The following is a 19060-nucleotide window of genomic DNA, read 5'->3' on the forward strand; positions in this document are numbered from 1 at the left end:
CGGGAAAACACTTATGAGCAGACAATTGATGCAGGCGGAAAAGGGCTTCACCCTGATTGAACTGGTGATTGTAGTGGTGATCCTTGGCCTGCTGGCCGCCGTGGCTTTGCCGAGGATGCTGGAGGTGACCGAAGATGCCGAAACCGCCACCGTTGAAGGGGTGGCAGGGGGCTTTGCCACCGGGGTCGGCCTGATTCGCGCCCAGTGGGAACTGGAAGGCCGCCCCTCTGAGAACGACGGCACCAACTCCACTTTTGTGACCGTTGGCGGCATCCAGGTGGCAATTGACAAGGATACCGGCTATCCCACCGGCGAGCTGGCCAACGATTCGAGCACCGAGGACACGGCGCTGGTGGATCTGGACTGCGTGAGCATTTTCAATCTGATTTTGCAGAGTTCGCCGACTATTACCTCCGATTGGGGGTTGCGTCCGTTCAACAGCCATCGCTATTTTACCCAGGCCAGAAGCGGCGTGGCGCCTGCCGGAAACGATGTCTGCTATTACTATCTGACGCTGACGGTTAAGAATCAGCAGAATGAGCCGATTGATAACAGCACCGGAGAGGGCTTTGTCTATGATCCCAGAATTGGCCAGGTCATTGTATTCAGCAATAACTAAGCCGGGATACGGATACTAAAAAACAGTTGCTTTCAGGGGTGAGGGCAGCAGAATGAACTTAGGGAATGGCAAACAACTTACTTCTTGGTTTTGAGGATAGCTTATGCAACAACGTGGTTTTACATTAATCGAGCTGATCATTGTGATCGTGATACTGGGTATTCTGGCGGTGACTGCGGCGCCGAAGTTTATTGATATCCAATCGGATGCCACCAGCTCAACACTGCAAGGTGCAAGGGCCGCCTTACAGGGTGGTGCGCAGCTGGTCTATGCCAAATCCGCCATTGCAGGCGAACAGAATAATGCTGCAGGCGCAGTGGCAGGCTCTGAAGTGGATATTGGTGGAGTCTCGGTTGAGACACATCGTGGTTATCCAGATGCCGACTCTCAAGATCAGGCTATGCTGAATGCCTGGGTCGATTTACCAACCGCCAATTGGACCTTTGTTGCGCCAGTGGGAGCGGCAGCCACCGCCGCAGGCCCTGCTGACGGCAGTTTCGGTGTCCATCCTGTTGGGTCAACAGTAGATTATACAGTGACGGCCGCTGACGGAGATAGCTGTCACGTCCTGTACAACAATTCTGCAGGTAATGGTGTAGCTCCGGTAGTCAATGTCGTTTCTGGTGGTTGCTGATAAACCATCAGAAATGAAAACCGCCGGCTTTACCCTGCTTGAATTAATTGTCGTAATTATTCTGATCGGGGTGCTGGCGGTCACCGCCTATAGCCGTTTCCAGGGCAAAGACGGGGTGGTGGAATACGCCTATCAGGCCCGCCTGGTATCGGCCCTGCGCAATATGCAGACCCGCGCCATGCAGGACACCCGTCCCGGCTATTGTTTTTTGATTAACCTCAATGCCGGCGACTTCGGGCCGCCGAGTCTGGCCTATGATACGACCACAGGTAACCCGCCCCTGACCTGTGGCACCAGCATCGATTTTTCCACCCCCGATTATCTGCGCACCGATGCCGGCGAGCTGACCGGCGAAGGACTGGTCCTTTTAGCTCCAGTGAATCATGTGGGTTTCGATGATATGGGCCGCCCGGTAGACAACAGCGGGGCCAGCATTTGCCAGAATCAGTGCCAGTTGACTATCCAGGGATCAGTCAGCGTGCCTGTGTGTATCGAGACTGAGGGCTATATCCATGCGGCAAGCTGTTAGCCCCTCTGGTCGGGGCTTTACCCTGGTGGAGCTGGTGATCGGCATAGTGGTATTTGCCGTGGCCCTGGCCTTTGCCGGCAGCTTTATCCTGCCGCAGGCCAAGCGCAGTATTGACCCCATTTTTCAGGTACGCGCCACCGAGCTGGGCCAGTCTTTGCTCAGTGAGATTCAGGCCAGATCATTCGATGAACATTCCGATCACAGCGGCGGCCAGATGCGTTGTGGCGAGGATATGGACGGCGACGGCAATACAGATTTTTGCACCGATGCGCCAGGCCTAGGCTGTGAAGAGGCGGGCCTGAATCGTGATCTTTATGACGATGTGGATGACTATCTTTGCCTGACCGGGCGCAATGCCGTTGAGGTGATGAATACCCCGGACCGACCCATGACCGACTCCGACCAACCCCTTTACCAGGGATTCATGGTGGCGTTCGAGGTGTTCTACGATGCCGATATGGATGGCATCAATGACTTCGATACGGACGGCGACGGGACCATCGGCAGCGGAACCGCCAACCTTAAACTCATCCGGGTGCATGTTACCACACCCAACCAGGAGACCATCAGCTTTGCCACCTACCGGGGTAATTACTGATGAAGCCTGTATTGAAATCGCATCCGGCAGGACGCCGGGCAGCGCCAGCGGCGAAGCGAAGCCGGGCCGCGCCCCGGCACAGCGGCTCAGGCGCGGCACCAGGACGGTGCGCGCCGATCCCCCCGGCAGGACGCCGGGTGGCGCCAGCGGCGAAGCACAGCCGGGCCGCGCCCCGGCGTAGCGGTTTAGGCGCAGCGCCAGGACGGTGCGCGCCGATCAAAGGCCCCACCAAAGGCTTCACCCTGGTGGAACTGGTAACCGTCATTATTATCCTGGCCGTGGTGTCGGTGGGCATTTTCAGTTTTATCGGTCTGGGGGCGCGTATTTATGTGGATGTGTCCGAGCGGGATCAGGTTTTAAGTGAAGCCCGCTTCGTGGTGGAGCGGCTGATCCGGGAACTGCGGGCAGCGGTACCTAACAGCGTGCGTTTGCTGACATCCTCCTCAGCCCTGTGTCTAGAATTTGTGCCGGCCAAATGGAGCAGCTTTTATCTGGATATTCCGGTGGCGCCGGAGCCAGCCTCCGCCAGCGTCGAGGCCGTTGAACTGCAGGACAACCTGGGCCAGGCTTACAGCTTTGTCCCTGGCGACCGGGCCATTGTTTACCCCCTGATCCCCGCCGATGTCTACAATGCCAGTCGCAGCCGGCAGTTCCCCATCAGTGAGGCCCCTTCCTCGGCTGACGGTATCGCCACCCTCACATTCAGCCCTGGGGTTTTGTTTGCCGAGGACTCACCCGCCTCGCGGATCTACATCGGCGGCGCGCCGGTGAGCTATTGCCTGGCTGACTACCGCAGCGGCAATCTGACCCGCCATGAGGATTATGGCTATACCATCAGCTCTGCTGCCAATCTGGGTGTACTGTTCAGTGCCAGCAAGATATCCCTGATGTCCAAATATGTGGCCAATAATATAAAGGACGCCAACGATTTACCCTTTCGGGTGGTGGCGCCCACCCTGACCCGTAATGCGGTGGTGCAATTGCGACTCAGATTCAACTTTAACGAGGAAGTGGTAACCTTCAATCATGAAGTGCAAATCCCTAACTCACCCTAGTCCTGCCGGGCAGCGCGGCAGCATGCTGATTATCAGCCTGTTTGTACTGGTGGTAATGGCAGTGTTGGCCGTTGCCATGAACCGCATGCTGTCCTCGGCCAGTGACACCCTGGTGTATGAAGTCTATGGGCTGCGGGCCCTGCAGGCAGCCAGAAGCGGGCTGGAAACCAGGCTTATACAGATTTTTCCACTGGGCGGGGCGGTAAATGGCGCCAGTTGCGATAACACCCCCTCCACCCAGGTCCTTGGCGGAGAAGGGCTGGAGCATTGCGAGTATCGTCACCAGTGCAGCCAGCAGGTTTATGACGTGGACAAAGACGGGGTGGTCGATGATCCGGACGATGTAACCTACTTTCGTCTGACCAGCACCGGCATCTGCCAGGCCGGTGAGACGGTGGCCAGTCGCACCTTATCGGTGGATGCCAGGGTGGGCAGTTGATGCGTTATCTTTGGCTGTTACTCGTTTTGATTGGTGGGCAGGCCTGGGCAGTCAATTACAAGCTACCCAACGGTCAGTTGCCCCCCACCTGCTCAGCCAACGGCAATATTGTAACCTGCAGCTCCCTGAATCTGGGCTGGAACGACAGGATCACCGTGAACAGCGCCACCACCATAGAGGTCAGCGGCAACGCCAGCCTGCAAAACGGCAGAATCAATGAAGGGGGCGGGCCCAACCTGCTGACGCTGAACATCCAGGGCAATATGACCTCCAATACCGGCTTTTATGTGGAAGCCAACCTCAGCATCACAGGCACAGCCTACTTTGGCTACCAGAGCCGGGTTTACGGTAATGTCAGTGGCAGCACTATCACCACAGACTCCTCCAGCCTGTTCAACGGCAATATCGTCGCCAGCAACGCCTTCACCCTGCAAAGCGCCGGCCTGGTCATTGGGAATATTACCGCGCCCACTGTGAGTATTCTTGCCGCCAACAGCCGGGTGTTTGGCTCCATTGAGGCCAGTAACAGCTTTACCCTGGGCAGTGCCGGTACCATCACGGGCAATGTCACTGCCGGCAGCGTTGACATGCAGGACTCAAACGGCAAAATAAGTGGCGATATTGTTGCCACCGGCACAGTGAGGGTCGGCTATGGGGGGCTTGTTGAGGGCAGTATCACCGCTAACCATATTAACAACTACGGCAGTATCAGCGGTTCGACCTTTTGCAATTCCTCCGGGGGTTCCAACCCCCCAACCTGCCAGTCAGCCGGCGCCTGGCAATGGCTGAGTTTCGAGGCGCCATTCTGGCTGAACGATATGTCAGGCAATAACCGCCACGGGTCTTCAGTGGGCAATACCCAGTTCCTGCTGCCGGATCCACAGGTCTCCTGCGAAGCCGTGGACATCGCCAATAACCTCAATCACACCAGCCAATCCGCCATCGATACCGGGGTTGATCTCAACAGCCTGGGCAACAAGGGAACCATCTCGTTCTGGTACCGCAGCGATCAGGCCTGGAACCAGCTCAACCGGCACAAAGTACTGTTTGATGCCTCCACTGCCAGTGATGCCCAGTTTATTCTGGTATTGGACCAGCAAGGGGGCATCAGCTTCAGGCTGTCCGAGTCTGACGGGGATAGCCAAACCCTGGGCAGCAGCAGTCTGTACAGTTTTGCCGCGGATGAATGGGTGCATATCGCCTTTTCCTGGGATATGGGCAACGATATCCTGCGCCTGTTTATCAATGGTGCCCAGGTCAGTATTATCGGTTTTGGCTCCAGTCCGGTAGCGTTCGACGAGGGCTTGCCCCAGTTAAATACCCTGTTTGTTGGCGACAACCGCAGCACCAGCAGTTCGGTATCCGCTGCAGGTAACTCGGCAGATGGACTGTTTGACGAGCTGCGCCTGTATCCTTATGTACAGTCCGGCAGCCAGGTTACTGCCGATATGGAGGAAGTCACCACCTGCACTCCACCGCCGCTGCAATGCCTGAATGATGATTTTCAGTCCGATACGGTGTTTGCTGACAACTGGCAGGTGGCCAAAAGCTATGGTAGCTGGACTCCTGCGTTGGTGGGAGGCCGGGTCAGGCTGACCGAGGCCGCCAATAACCAGGCCAACCGCATCACCTTCAAGCAACAGTTTCCGGCCGCCGACAACAAGGTAGTCATCGAATTCGATTACTATTCCTACAATGGCAACAGCGCCGATGGCATCAGCATAGTGCTGTCCGATGCCACTGTGCAGCCCCAGTCCGGCAGCTTCGGCGGCTCACTGGGCTATGCACCACGCAATAACGGTGACGCCGGCTTTGCAGGGGGATGGTTGGGTATCGGCCTGGATGAATACGGTAACTATTCACTGGCCACAGAAGGGCGCAACGGCGGCCTGGGCGGGGGATTGAAACCGGACAGGGTGGCTTTGCGCGGTGCCGCCCAGAATAATTATCCTTTTCTGAAAGCCTCTGCCCAGCTTAGCCCTGGTCTGGATGTGCCGGGTGCTTCACCCGCTCCGGGACATCGCTATCGGATTGTGGTGGACTCGCAAATAGAGGGAAAATCTTTTATCAGCGTCAGCCGGGATACCGGCAGCGGTTTTGTGGACCTGATTGCCCCTTTCGATGTATTTGCCGAATTCCCTGGTCAGCAACCCGTGGTACCTGAGGACTTTCTGCTCAGCATTACCGGCAGCACCGGCGGCTCGGTCAATGTCCATGAACTGGACAATATTGAAATCTGCGCCCTTAAATCAGAGCCGGCCAACCTTGGCCCTCATCACTACCGCCTCGAACATCAGGCCACCGGCTATACCTGCGGCGCCAGCCAGATAACCCTCAAAGCCTGCGCCAATGAGGATTGCAGCCAGTTATACGGCGCCGAAACCTCCCTGCAACTGACCAGCTCGGCAGGCAGCATACAGCCGGCAAGTGCCGTATTTACCGGCACTACCTCGGCCGAACTGACCTCCCCGGATACGGGTATAAGTGTTATCGGTGGTCAGGACCCTGCCCCCGAAGCGCCCATCAGTTGTTATCTGGACGGCCAGGTCTCAGACTGCAGCATAGACTTTGTGGAAGTGGGGCTGGAATTTTCCTGGGCCGGCACAACGCCGGTCATTCCCCACCAGATCTCCCAGTTGGCTTTTGCTGAAGACATCCATGTGAGCCTGACCACAGCACAAAGCTGTCAGGCGGATCTTCAAGGTCAGACCCTGCAACTGGCCGTAAGCTGCATTGATCCTGCCAGTTGCAATGCCAGTCAGTTCCAGGTGGGAGGGACCACCCATGCCAATCCTGGTGACTATGTGGATACTGGGATTGAGTTTGATGCCGACGGCAAAGCGGTGATTCCGGCTGCAGCGCTGAACTACCTGGACGCCGGTAAGGTGCGCCTGCTGGCGCGTAACAGCCAGGCCAATGCGGTGGGATTGAGTAACGAGTTTGTGGTCAAGCCGGCCACACTGGAGCTGAGCTCCGATGCCGCATTGGAACTGGACGAACTGCACCTGGCGGGAACCTCTTTCAATCTGACACTGAAGGCTGTGGGTGCCAATGGGGCTACTACAGCCAATTACCGGATGGGGGATTTGTATGCCAGGCTGATTAAAACCGCACCGCATAACACTGGGGTGCAAGGCCTGCTGGGCATCGGCGACACCAGTCTGCAAAGCCAGGACAACGCGGGGGCGATCTTTGTCTCTGTTGACGATAAAAACGCATTTAGCTTCGACAAGGGTGTGAGCGCCATTTCCAGCCAGTATACCGAGGTGGGCACTGTCCAACTGGCCATCCAGGATGCAGACTATTTAGGAGCCGGATCAGTGAGTTCCGACACCTTGCCTCTGGGCCGCTTTATTCCGGCTTATTATGAACTGCAGGGCGGTGAGCTGGACCTGAACTGTCCGGCCGGGACTTATTCCTATTATATGGAAGAACCCTTCAGTGTCAGCGGCACCCTGTTTGCAAGAAACGAACAGGGCAATCAGACCTACAATTACTTTGGCGACTTGGCGACGGCCACCCTGTTTGCCAGGGTCAGTGAGGGTACCAACCTGTCCAACCGGCTGGAACAGGCCGATGGCTTTGCCTTAAACTGGCAGGCGGGACAGGCCGACTTCACACAGGGGCTGACTTTTAACCGCATCGAAATGCCGGACGGACCCTTTGAGGCCCTGCGTGTCGGCGTAGGGGTTGCAGATGAAGGTGGGATCAGGGTCCAAGATCCCACAGCCGGGCTATTCGGCGCTGTCGAGATGGAGACGGGCTCTCCCCTGTCCATGCGCTACGGCCGGGCAGTGCTAACCAATGCCTATGGGCCGGAGACCGATCCTTTGTCGATACCACTGGAAACCCAGTTTTTTAACGGCAATGGCTGGCAGCGCAATCAGGATGACAATTGCACCGACTATGACGCTGCGGATCTGAGTCTGACCACCTCGCTGACCACCTCTGCCAGCGGCAGCGGCGAAGTCACTGGCGGTAGACCTCTGTTGCCGGCCAGCAGCTTTATCCTCAGTGCCCCCGGCAGCCAGGGCGAGGTCCAGTTGCAATGGCAGGTACCAATTTGGTTGCAATACGACTGGACCCCGGCAGCAGGTCTGGAAAACCCCGCTGCCACGGCCACGTTTGGCGTACACAGAAGTAATGACCGAATTATTCACCTGCGCGAAATCACTCACTGAGAGTGTTTTCACCGCACTTTGCAAACTATTGAGGCACAAAGGGGAAAGCAGCGAAAATTTGACCTTTGCCAGGTTTAGCGGCCGGTGACTAACCAAATCGGTTTTTTTACCTTTTTTATACCTATGTTTCCACCTGTCAACTTGTGCAGCGGCGGGGGCATTGGTAAAGTTAAGCCATTTTCCCATATCGCTAATTTCACCCGTATTTAGGCCTAAATACGGGAATTAAGGACCGGGTCTGTTCATGTTCAAAAAGCTCCGTGGAATGTTTTCCAATGATTTATCCATCGACCTGGGTACCGCCAACACCCTGATCTATGTAAAAAACCAAGGCATAGTGCTGAATGAACCCTCCGTGGTGGCCATTCGTCAGGAGCGCGCCGGCGGCCCCAAGAGTGTGGCAGCGGTGGGGCACGAGGCCAAGCGCATGCTGGGTCGTACCCCTGGCAATATTAAAGCCATCCGCCCCATGAAGGACGGCGTGATCGCCGACTTCTATGTCACTGAAAAAATGCTCCAGCACTTTATCAAGCAGGTGCACGACAACAATTTCCTGCGTCCCAGTCCCAGGGTGCTGGTCTGTGTTCCCTGTGGCTCCACCCAGGTGGAACGCCGGGCTATCCGTGAGTCCGCTTTGGGCGCCGGCGCCCGTGAGGTGTTTCTGATCGACGAACCCATGGCTGCCGCTATCGGCTCGGGCCTGCCGGTCTCCGAAGCCACCGGTTCCATGGTGGTGGATATCGGTGGTGGTACCACAGAAGTGGCGATTATCTCGTTGAACGGCGTGGTGTATTCCTCCTCCGTGCGCATCGGTGGTGACAAGTTCGACGAAGCCATTATCAACTATATCCGCCGCAACTTCGGCTCACTGATTGGTGAGGCCACCGCCGAGCGGATAAAACATGAAATCGGCGCCGCCTACCCGGGTGAGGAAGTGCGTGAGATTGAGGTACGTGGCCGCAACTTGGCCGAAGGGGTACCCAGAAGCTTTACCCTTAACTCCAACGAAATTCTTGAAGCCCTGCAGGAGCCACTGACCGGCATCGTTTCGGCGGTGATGGTGGCCCTGGAACAGTCACCACCTGAACTGGCTTCGGATATTTCCGAACGGGGTATGGTGCTGACCGGCGGGGGCGCCCTGCTCAAGGACCTGGATCGCTTGCTGATGGAAGAAACCGGTATTCCGGTGGTCATCGCTGACGATCCGCTGACCTGTGTGGCCAGAGGGGGCGGTAAAGCGTTGGAAATGATCGATATGCACGGTGGCGACCTCTTCAGTTACGAGTAAGGCGGCGCAAGCCGCCTCTTCGTTTTTGGGCATTAGCATTTGGATACTATCTTCACCCGAGGTCCCTCACTGCTCAGCAGGCTGATTCTGGCTTGCCTGCTGTCCGTGCTGCTGATTATTCTCGACGCCAGACTGGACAGTTTCAGTCGGGTGCGCGTCTACCTTAATTCGCTGGTCAGTCCGCTGCAGTATATGGCCAACCTGCCCGGCGAGATGCTTAACCAAGCCTCCAGCGCCCTGACCACCCAACGTCAGTTACTGGATCGTAATGCCCAGTTGACCCGGCAGAATATTCTGATGAGCGAACGGCTCCAGCGCTTTGACCTGCTCAGAAGAGAGAACGACAAGCTTCGCACCCTGCTGGGATCCCCGGTCAGACCGGATGTGCGCAAGATGGTGGCTGAGCTGATGGCGGTGGACAACAACCCCTACAGTCATCAGATCATGATCAATAAGGGCACTTTGCAGGGCGTCTATGAAGGCCAGCCGGTGCTGGACGACAGAGGCATTGTCGGCCAGGTGATGCAGGTGGGGACCACCACCAGCCGGGTATTGCTGATTGCCGATGTCACCCATGGGGTGCCTGTACGCATCATGCGTAACGACGTGCGCCTGGTGGCGTCGGGTTCGGGTACCCTCAATCGCCTGGTGATCAACCACGTACCGCACAGTACGGATATAGAAACCGGCGACATACTGGTGACCTCAGGACTGGGAGAAGTATTTCCCGAAGGCTATCCGGTAGGCAGAATCACCGCCGTCCTGCGGGACGAATCCAGGCCCTTTGCCCAGGTTCAGGCCGAGCCTGCGGCACAGTTGGACAGGCTCAAGTACCTGCTGCTGCTGTGGCCCGCCGATGCACCGCAGCAACCGGTCAGCGAAGAGGAAGAAGATCTTGAACCTTAGCCTGCGACAGCATGCCATCACCCTGAGTCTGCTGGTGGCGCTGATGCTGCAAATCATGCCCATGCCCATCCTGGTTGACCCGTACCGGCCGGACTGGGTGTTGCTGGTGCTGGCTTACTGGACCCTGGCACTGCCGCAAAGGGTCAACGTCGGTGTGGCCTTTCTCAATGGCCTGGTGCTGGATGTCCTGCTTGGCACCGCATTGGGGGTGCACAGCCTGGCCCTGAGCCTGGTGATCTTTATCCTGGCCGCCAACTACCAGCGATTGCGTAATTACTCGGTGTGGCAGCAGGCCTTTATGGTCGGACTGCTGGCCGCTTTGTACCATCTGGTCATCTTCTGGTTGCAGCATCTGCTCACTGACATCTATTTTTTGTTTGATTACCTGTGGCCGGTGCTGACCACCATGTTGTTCTGGCCCTGGTGCTTTGCCATTCTGCGCAAGATCCGCAGACAACTTAAGGTGAGTTGACATGTTGATTCTGGCCTCTGCCTCCCCCCGTCGTGCCGAGTTGCTGAAGCAGCTGCAGGTGCCGTTCAGGCAAGTTTCCGTCGATCTGGATGAATCCGTTAAGTCAGGGGAGGAACCGCGTGACTATGTGGTACGGCTGGCCCGGGCCAAAGCTGAGGCAGGCTGGCGCCAGGAGGGCCATGTGGATCCGGTGCTGGGCGCCGATACCGCCGTTATCTGCCAGAACCGCATTCTGGGTAAACCGGCTGACGAGAACGATTTCAGGCGTATGCTTACCCTGTTGTCCGGCGCCACACATCAGGTGATGACTGCCGTGGCGCTGCGCAATGACCGGGGGCTGCAACACCGACTGGTGCTGACCGATGTCAGCTTCAAGGTATTAACCAGAGCAGAAATGGATTGGTACTGGCAGAGCGGCGAGCCGACCGACAAAGCCGGCGGCTATGGCATACAGGGGCTGGCCGGACGCTTCGTGACACGCATTCAGGGCAGCTACAGCGCCGTGGTGGGCCTGCCGTTGTATGAAACCGCCGAATTGCTGAGGGAACAGAATCTGTTATGAGCGCCGAGTTGCTGATCAATGTCACCCCTTCCGAGTCCCGCGTTGCCCTGATTGAGAACGGCATCCTTCAGGAGATCCACGTGGAGCGCCACACCAAACGTGGCCTGGTGGGCAATATTTACCGGGGCAAGGTCAGCCGGGTGCTGCCCGGCATGCAGGCGGCCTTTGTGGATATCGGCCTGGAAAAGGCCGCCTTTCTGCACGCCTCCGACATTGTGATTCACAGCGAGGTTATCGGTGAGGTGTCCGAGAGCCACCTGTCCAAACAGGATATCCGCGAGCTGGTAAGAGACGGCCAGGACATCGTGGTGCAGGTGGTCAAAGATCCTATCGGCACCAAGGGGGCCAGACTGACCACCGACATTACCCTGCCGTCCCGCTATCTGGTCTTTATGCCCAGCGTCTCCCATGTGGGGGTATCCCAGCGCATCGAGGAAGAGCAGGAACGGGAGCGGCTGAAGGGACTGGTGCAGGATTTGTGCAACGAAGAAGGCGGTTTTATCCTGCGCACCGCCGCCGAAGGGGTGGGCGAGAACGAACTGTTGCAGGACGCCGAGTTCCTCCGCCGGCTGTGGGCCAAGGTCCAGCAGCGGATGAAAAAGCGCAAGTCCCATGTGCTGTACGAAGACCTGCCGCTGGCCAGACGGGTGCTGCGGGATTTTGTCGGCACCAAACTGGACAAGATCCGCATCGACTCCAAACTGGCTTTCAGCGAACTGCAGAGCTTTACCCGCGAGTACGCCCCTGAGCTGCACTGCCTGCTGGAGTATTATCAGGGCGAACGACCCATATTCGACCTGTACGACGTAGAGAACGAGGCACAACGGGCGCTGGAGCGGCGGGTGGATCTGAAGTCAGGGGGCTATCTGATCATCGATCAGACCGAAGCCATGACCACCATCGATATCAATACGGGTGCCTTTGTCGGCCACAGGAACCTGGAAGAGACCATCTTCAATACCAATACCGAAGCCACCCAGGCCATTGCCCGCCAGCTCCGGCTGCGTAATCTGGGCGGTATCATCATCATCGATTTCATCGATATGACCGATGCGGATCACCAGCGCCGGGTGCTGCACAGCCTGGAAGTGGCGACCAGCAAGGACAGGGCCAAAATCAATATCCACGGCTTTACCGCACTGGGTCTGATTGAGATGACCCGCAAACGGACCCGCGAAAGTCTGGAACATATCCTGTGTGGCGAGTGTCCAGTATGTAAGGGGCGCGGCTCGATCAAAACGGTGGAAACCATCTGTTTCGAGATCATGCGCGAGATAGTGCGGGTCAACCGGGCCTACGATGCCGACAAGTTTGTGGTCTATGCCTCCCCCACAGTGGTGGAAGCCCTGATGGGTGAAGAGTCGCATATGCTGGCGGAACTGGAAGTCTTTGTCAGCAAACAGATCAAGGTACAGACCGAACCACTCTACAACCAGGACAAGTACGACGTGGTAATGATGTGAAGACAGGGATGAGTGACAAGTGACAAGTGACAAGTGACAAGTGACAAGTGACAAGTGACAAGTGACAAGTGACAAGTGACAAGTGACAAGTGACAAGTGACAAGTGACAAGTGACAAGTGACAAGCAGTGTGTTTAATCACCCTTGTTTAAGGCAACCTCCCTGAGCAGATATAGTTAACTGAATTGAAAAGTCCTCTTTTTTACCTGTCCTACCTGCTGAGGAAGCTGTGGACACTGAGCGCCATCGTTCTGGTCACCCTGGCGGTGCTGCTCAGTGTGCTGCGCTACGCCCTGCCGCAAATGGACAACAAGAAGCACTGGTTGGAGGACTATATCAGCCAGGAGTACGGTGCCGACCTCAAAATAGGCAGTATCAGCGCCGACTGGAAAGGTTTCGGACCTGCCATTGTGCTGCGCAATGTGTCACTGAACAATCAGTCAGACTCTCCCATCCAGTTAAATATCGAAGAAACCCAGATAGAACTGGATTTCTGGGCCTCCCTGGTCAGCCGCAAGGTTCACTCCCAGCGTTTTAATCTCAACGGCCTGACCCTGTCACTGGATATTCCCCGCCTGGAGGCTGCCGGTTCAGATTATCCGGTGGTGGATGCCCTCCGTGAGTTGTTTCTGGAACAGTTGCAGCGCTTTTCGGTCAACGACAGCGACCTGTTTCTGGCCACGGACAAAGAACGCCAGCACATCCAGATCCAGCAGTTGAGCTGGCTCAACCAGGACTTGCGCCACCAGGGCGTGGGCATGATGCGGGTGGAAGAACTGGCCAGCAACTCGGCCCGTTTTATTCTGGATCTGCGTGGCGGCAGTGAAAACCTGCAGGGCATATTCTACGCAGACGCCAGGGATCTGGATATTTCCCCCTGGCTGCAGGAATTCAATCCCAGCCAGCGCCAGGTCGCATCAGCCAGACTCAATTTTACCTTCTGGGCCGATATCCGCGATTCATATCCGGTAGCCGTACAGGCCAATCTCAGCGACAGTCAGTTCAGTTGGCTGGGCAAGCCCGAACAGACCCTGGCTCTCCAAGGGGGGATATTTACCGCCCGGCCCGCCAAACAGGGCTGGAATTTTGCCCTGCAGGATTTGCAACTGCTGACCAACAACAAGGATAAGCTGCATCTGTCGCTCATCGGCAATCACCGCAACGACGGCGTAACACTCAGAAGTGCCAACCTTAATGTCAATGAGCTGCTGCCTGCCCTGGCGCCTTTTATGGAAGATGAGGACTTCAGCCGGCTGCAGGCCATGGCCCCCCATGCGGATCTCTCGGAACTGGCGTTTTACATGGATCCACGCCAGTTTGCCGCCACCTTGTCCTTCACGCAACTGACCTTGGCAGAAACTCGCCATGTGCCGGGGGTCACTGCCCTGCAGGGAAGACTGGACTGGTACGACGACCAGGCCAGTATAGAAGTAAGCGGACTTGGGGGAGAATTGCAAACCGATAGCCTGCTCGGCCATGTCCTGCCTTATGACAGCCTGTATGGCCGGCTTTATCTGAGGCGTGACGAGCAGGATCTGACCGTTACGCTTCCCAGGCTGGAGTTTGTCAGTGAAACCCTGAGTTTTATCCAGGCCATGGAATACCGCCAGGCCGACGACTTTCTCTCCCTGGCCACCCAGATCAAGCCCATGCAGGTTCAGCAGGCCAAACGCCTGTTTTCCGCTGATCTGATGGGTGAACAAACCAAGCGTTATCTGGATCGCGCATTGATTGAAGGCGACATCACCTCGGCGGCCCTGCTGTGGTACGGCCAGCCTGCCGCGTTCCCCTTCGGGAAAGGGCAGGGCATTTTTCAGGCTGCAGTGACGGTCAACGACAGTGAGTTCTCCTTCGATGCAGACTGGCCCTCCCTGACCGAACTGGATATGCAGTTACTCTTTGAAAACGAAGGGCTGTGGATGCAAAGCAGCCAGGGCAAGTTGCGCCAGCTCAGTGTCGGCCAGGTCAATGCGGTTATTCCCAGCCTCACTGAAGGAGCCACACTGAGCATCGATATTCAGGCCCAGGCAAGCGGCCCAGCCGTAACGGATTTAATGCTCAACAGTGAACTGGCCGGCTCTGTAGGGGCGGCACTGACCCAACTGCAGGTAAAGGATAATCTCGACGCCGACGTCAATCTGTCCATCCCTCTTAGCGGCGAAAATGTCGTGGCCAGCGGCAAGGTGCGTTTCAGGGGTAACCCGGTACATATCCCCAGTCTGAACCTGGACGTGGCCAGCCTGCACGGGCAGTTGAGCTTCAGAAACGACCAGATCAGTGCCAGCGACTTGCAGGGTCAGATTTTCGGTCAGCCCCTGACCATTGATTTAAAGGGGCAGCAACGGGACGACTATGAAACCCGGATCCAATTGCGCGGCCAGTGGGATCTGTCCGCCTTGCTGGCCAGCAAACTGCCCGCCATGCAGGATTACCTTACCGGCCAGGCTCCCTGGCAGGCGGATCTGGATCTTATCCTGCCAGAGGAGGGCTACCGCTATGAGTTTGCCCTGACCTCCAGTATGGAGCCAATTGTTTCCACCCTGCCCCCGCCCTTTGCCAAGCCGGCGGGCAGGAGTCTGCCGCTGCATCTGGATGTCAGCGGCGACAGCCAGGTATCCAATGTGCGCATGCAACTGGGTAACGGCGCCAGATTCAACGGCCTGCTGCCCCATCAGGAGATGCGTTTTTCCCGTGCCCATTTAGCGCTGGGCGAGAGCAGCTTTGCCGGCATGGGCAACGGCTTCAGTGTTTCCGCCAACCTGCCCACCATCAGGGTGGAGGCATGGCATCAGGTGCTCGGCGACCTGCTCGGCGAAATACCCACCGGCCAGGGATCCCTTCTGCCGGCCCCCGAGCGCATCTTCGTCAGTACAGACAAACTGGAACTGCTGGGCCTGACTCTGGACAAGGCTGAGGTCCAGGTCAAACATTCAGATCTGGCCTGGCTGGCCAGTATCAACAGCGAGCAGAGCCGTGCAGAGCTGGAGTTGGCCCATGACTGGCTGGGACGGGGCATTCGCATCAACGCAGACTATCTGAACCTGCCGGAATGGCAGGATCAGGACCTGCAGCAAAAACCGGATCTGAGTGACCTGCCGCCAGTGATACTGGAATGCAAAAGATGCCGTTATCAGCAGTACGACCTGGGACGGGTCAGTCTCAAGCTGGATCGTGCCAGCCACGGCATGCATATTGATCGACTGGATATCCAGCGCACCGGCAGCCGTCTCAGTGCCACCGGCGACTGGTACATTGGGGCGGACAGCAACAGCACCCGCATGAGGGGACGCTTCGAAAGTGACGACTTTGGCGATCTGCTGCGCGATTTCGAGTTTGATGCCGGGGTACGGGATTCAGCGGCGCGGATGGACTTCGATCTGAGCTGGCAGCAGGCCCCTTACCAATTCAATTTTGCCAGCCTGAACGGGGACGTGGACTGGCGCTTGTCGGATGGTTATCTGACCGAGGTCAGCGACAAAGGTGCCCGTCTGTTCAGTATTCTCAGCCTGGAATCCCTGGTGCGTAAACTCACTCTGGATTTTCGCGATGTCTTCGCCAAGGGCTTTTTCTACGATGAGATGCAAGGTACCTTCCAAATCGCCGACGGCCGGGTGCATACCCAGGATACCAGCATAGACGGGGCCGCGGGTAAGATGTTGCTGGCAGGCTATACTGACCTTAACAATAAGACCCTCAACTACAAGATAGGCTTTACGCCAAAAGTCACCTCCAGTCTTCCGGTGATTCTGGCCTGGATGGTCAATCCCGCCACGGCCATTGCGGCCTACGCGCTGGACGAGGTACTGACCTCCGCCAAGGTCATTTCCAATATCGAATATTCCCTGTCCGGTACCCTGGACAGTCCGGTGCTTGAGGAACTGGGGCGGGACAGCCGCGAAGTACAGTTGCCGGCCAAGGTGCAGCCTCCGGTCAACACACAACCGGACGCAGCAATTCAATATGAGGATAAGGAGCAATCCAATGGTTAATCTGGTCGCCGTACAATTGGTCTCCACGCCAAAGCCAGAGGAGAACCTGGCCCAGGTGGAACAGCAGTTGAAAGGGCTGGAAAATAAAGGCCCCCAGTTGGTGGTGTTACCTGAGTGTTTTGCCTGCTTTGGCGGCAGCGACAAGGCCCAACTGGCCATTGCCGAAGAGGAAGGGCAGGGCCCTGTGCAGGACAAACTGGCGGCACTGGCCAAGCAGCATGGCATCTACTTGGTGGCCGGCTCCCTGCCCATTAAAGCCGGAGACGATAAGTTTTTTGCCACCAGTTTGCTGTTCAGCCCCGCTGGCGAACAAATCGCCCTGTATCGCAAGATCCACCTGTTTGACGTGGAAGTGGAAGACGGCACCGGCACGTATCTGGAATCACGCTATACCCGTCCCGGCAACCAGGTGGTGGTGGTGGAGACAGACTTTGGCCGGATAGGCATGGCCATATGTTATGATCTGCGTTTTCCCGGTTTGTTCCAGGCCATGGGCCAGGTGGAGTTTATGGTGCTGCCGGCAGCCTTTACCAAAGTGACCGGCCAGGCCCACTGGTGGGCGTTGCTGCAGGCAAGAAGCATTGAGATGCAATGCTTTGTGGTTGCTGCTGACCAGGGCGGACGCCATGCCAATGGCCGCGAAACCTTCGGCCATTCAGCTATCCTGTCACCCTGGGGGGAAACACTGATCAGCCTGCAGGAAGGCCCCGGGCTGATTCAGGCCCGGGTCGGGCTGACAGAGCTCGAGAAAATCCGCCAGCGCATGCCTGTCATGCAGCATAACCAATTCAGGAGTCTTTTGATTGAACCAAGTTGAACAGAATCTGCTCCATGCCTCGGATCTGCAGGCCTGTGACCTGCAAAAGGCCCTGGGCCTGATATACCAGCATGACAACGACTTTGCCGACCTGTACTTCCAGTCCAGCCAGCACGAGAGCTGGGTACTGGAAGACGGCATTATCAAGGACGGCAGTTACAACATCGAACGGGGCGTCGGAGTACGGGCGGTCAATGGTGAAAAAACCGGCTTCGCCTATTCCGATGAAATCTCCAGGGAGGCCCTGAACCAGGCCTGCAAAGCCGCCCGCAGTATCAGCCATTCTGGTGGAAAACATGGGGTTAAGGCCTTCGTGGCCGGTTCTAAATCCCGGGATCTGTATGGCCCGCAGAACCCCATCCTCGGCCTGTCGGATCAGGACAAGATCGACCTGCTCAGGAGCCTGGACAAATATGTGCGCGAACAGGAACCGCAGGTCAGTCAGGTGGTCGTCAGTCTCAGCGGCGTCTACGAAGAAGTGCTGGTGGCCGGGACGGACGGGACTTTCAATACGGACATCCGTCCCCTTATCCGCCTCAACTGCTCCGTCCTGCTCGATCAGAATGACCGACGCGAGCGGGGCAGCGCCGGTATGGGCGGACGCCATGCCTATGCCTGGCTGCTGGAGCTGGACAACGGACGGCCCCGGTATCTGCAGTTGGCCGACGAGGCCCTGCATATGGCCAGGGTCAACATGCGGGCCATTGAGGCCCCTGCCGGTCTGATGCCGGTGGTATTGGGCAGCGGGTGGCCGGGGGTCCTGCTGCATGAAGCCGTAGGTCATGGCCTGGAAGGCGACTTCAACCGCAAAGGTTCCTCCACTTTCAGCGGCCGTATCGGCCAGCAGGTGGCGGCCAAAGGGGTAACTGTCGTGGATGACGGCACCCTGAGCCAGAGACGCGGATCACTGAACATGGACGATGAAGGCGTACCCAGCCAGTACAATGTGTTGATCGAGGACGGTATCCTCAAAGGCTACATGCAGGACAAGCTGAATGCCAGGCTGATGGGGGTACCGGTCACGGGCAATGGACGACGGGAATCCTATGCCCATTTGCCGATGCCCAGAATGACCAATACCTATATGCTGGCGGGGCAGTATGAGCCGGAAGAGATTATCGGCTCCATCAAAAAAGGCATCTACGCCCCCAACTTTGGCGGCGGCCAGGTGGATATCACCTCGGGTAAGTTCGTCTTTTCTACCTCAGAGGCCTATCTGATCGAGAATGGCAGGATCACTACCCCGGTCAAGGGCGCCACCCTGATTGGCAACGGCCCCCAGGTGATGCAGAAGGTCTCCATGATTGGTAATGATATGGCGCTGGATCGCGGCGTCGGCGTCTGCGGCAAGGATGGGCAGAGCGTGCCTGTGGGCGTGGGACAACCGACCCTGAAAGTGGATGAACTGACCGTAGGCGGCACCGCCTGACCTCTTTCCCTCCGGCCTGGTGATGACTGGGCCAGGGGGTAAAAGTTTGTTATTTTTCATGCACAAAGCTTGATACTCGG

General features: G+C 57.2%; 16 protein-coding genes. All 16 read left to right on the forward strand.

Annotated features, from left to right (window positions below; translation table 11 throughout):
• The first annotated feature begins 13 nt into the window (after positions 1 to 13).
• Positions 14 to 619 (forward strand): type II secretion system protein, encoded by a 606-nt coding sequence (locus J0A66_RS12560; RefSeq protein WP_277603554.1) that lies wholly within the window; start codon positions 14 to 16, stop codon positions 617 to 619.
• Between the two features lie 103 nt (positions 620 to 722).
• Positions 723 to 1253 (forward strand): prepilin-type N-terminal cleavage/methylation domain-containing protein, encoded by a 531-nt coding sequence (locus tag J0A66_RS12565; protein ID WP_206574167.1) that lies wholly within the window; start codon positions 723 to 725, stop codon positions 1251 to 1253.
• The gene (locus tag J0A66_RS12570) at positions 1231 to 1782 is read left to right on the forward strand and encodes a type IV pilin protein (RefSeq protein ID WP_206574168.1); all 552 of its coding nucleotides are present in this window, start codon (positions 1231 to 1233) and stop codon (positions 1780 to 1782) included. Before J0A66_RS12565 ends, J0A66_RS12570 begins: the two co-directional genes overlap by 23 nt.
• Positions 1766 to 2380, forward strand: coding sequence for a type IV pilus modification PilV family protein (locus tag J0A66_RS12575; RefSeq protein WP_206574169.1), 615 nt, complete (start codon positions 1766 to 1768; stop codon positions 2378 to 2380). Before J0A66_RS12570 ends, J0A66_RS12575 begins: the two co-directional genes overlap by 17 nt.
• The gene (locus tag J0A66_RS12580; protein ID WP_206574170.1) at positions 2355 to 2561 is read left to right on the forward strand and encodes a hypothetical protein; all 207 of its coding nucleotides are present in this window, start codon (positions 2355 to 2357) and stop codon (positions 2559 to 2561) included. Before J0A66_RS12575 ends, J0A66_RS12580 begins: the two co-directional genes overlap by 26 nt.
• Positions 2518 to 3435 carry a prepilin-type N-terminal cleavage/methylation domain-containing protein gene (locus J0A66_RS12585; RefSeq protein ID WP_206574171.1) on the forward strand — a complete coding sequence of 306 codons (918 nt, stop codon included), beginning with the start codon at positions 2518 to 2520 and terminating at the stop codon, positions 3433 to 3435. Before J0A66_RS12580 ends, J0A66_RS12585 begins: the two co-directional genes overlap by 44 nt.
• A gap of 22 nt (positions 3436 to 3457) precedes the next feature.
• On the forward strand, positions 3458 to 3874 hold the full coding sequence (locus J0A66_RS12590) for a type II secretory pathway protein (protein ID WP_241264172.1): 417 nt from the start codon (positions 3458 to 3460) through the stop codon (positions 3872 to 3874).
• Entirely contained in the window at positions 3874 to 8055 is a 4182-nt protein-coding gene (locus J0A66_RS12595; protein ID WP_206574173.1) for a DUF6701 domain-containing protein, read from the forward strand. Before J0A66_RS12590 ends, J0A66_RS12595 begins: the two co-directional genes overlap by 1 nt.
• A gap of 244 nt (positions 8056 to 8299) precedes the next feature.
• A complete protein-coding gene (locus J0A66_RS12600; protein ID WP_206574174.1) occupies positions 8300 to 9343 on the forward strand; it encodes a rod shape-determining protein in 1044 nt (347 codons plus the stop codon).
• Positions 9344 to 9382: 39 nt separating this feature from the next.
• On the forward strand, positions 9383 to 10249 hold the full coding sequence (gene mreC / locus J0A66_RS12605) for a rod shape-determining protein MreC (RefSeq protein WP_206574175.1): 867 nt from the start codon (positions 9383 to 9385) through the stop codon (positions 10247 to 10249).
• A complete protein-coding gene (mreD, locus tag J0A66_RS12610) occupies positions 10239 to 10721 on the forward strand; it encodes a rod shape-determining protein MreD (RefSeq protein WP_277603555.1) in 483 nt (160 codons plus the stop codon). The genes mreC and mreD overlap by 11 nt, the downstream gene beginning before the upstream one ends.
• 1 nt (position 10722) lies before the next feature.
• Positions 10723 to 11283 (forward strand): Maf family protein, encoded by a 561-nt coding sequence (locus J0A66_RS12615; RefSeq protein WP_206574177.1) that lies wholly within the window; start codon positions 10723 to 10725, stop codon positions 11281 to 11283.
• On the forward strand, positions 11280 to 12746 hold the full coding sequence (rng, locus tag J0A66_RS12620; protein WP_206574178.1) for a ribonuclease G: 1467 nt from the start codon (positions 11280 to 11282) through the stop codon (positions 12744 to 12746). The genes J0A66_RS12615 and rng overlap by 4 nt, the downstream gene beginning before the upstream one ends.
• 184 nt (positions 12747 to 12930) lie before the next feature.
• Positions 12931 to 16734, forward strand: coding sequence for a YhdP family protein (locus J0A66_RS12625; protein ID WP_206574179.1), 3804 nt, complete (start codon positions 12931 to 12933; stop codon positions 16732 to 16734).
• Positions 16727 to 17551, forward strand: a complete 825-nt coding sequence (locus J0A66_RS12630; RefSeq protein ID WP_206574180.1) for a carbon-nitrogen hydrolase family protein — start codon at positions 16727 to 16729, stop codon at positions 17549 to 17551. The genes J0A66_RS12625 and J0A66_RS12630 overlap by 8 nt, the downstream gene beginning before the upstream one ends.
• A complete protein-coding gene (gene tldD / locus J0A66_RS12635; RefSeq protein ID WP_206574181.1) occupies positions 17538 to 18980 on the forward strand; it encodes a metalloprotease TldD in 1443 nt (480 codons plus the stop codon). Before J0A66_RS12630 ends, tldD begins: the two co-directional genes overlap by 14 nt.
• Positions 18981 to 19060 lie beyond the last annotated feature (80 nt).

The organism is Bowmanella dokdonensis (assembly GCF_017254865.1).
Taxonomy (GTDB): domain Bacteria; phylum Pseudomonadota; class Gammaproteobacteria; order Enterobacterales; family Alteromonadaceae; genus Bowmanella; species Bowmanella dokdonensis.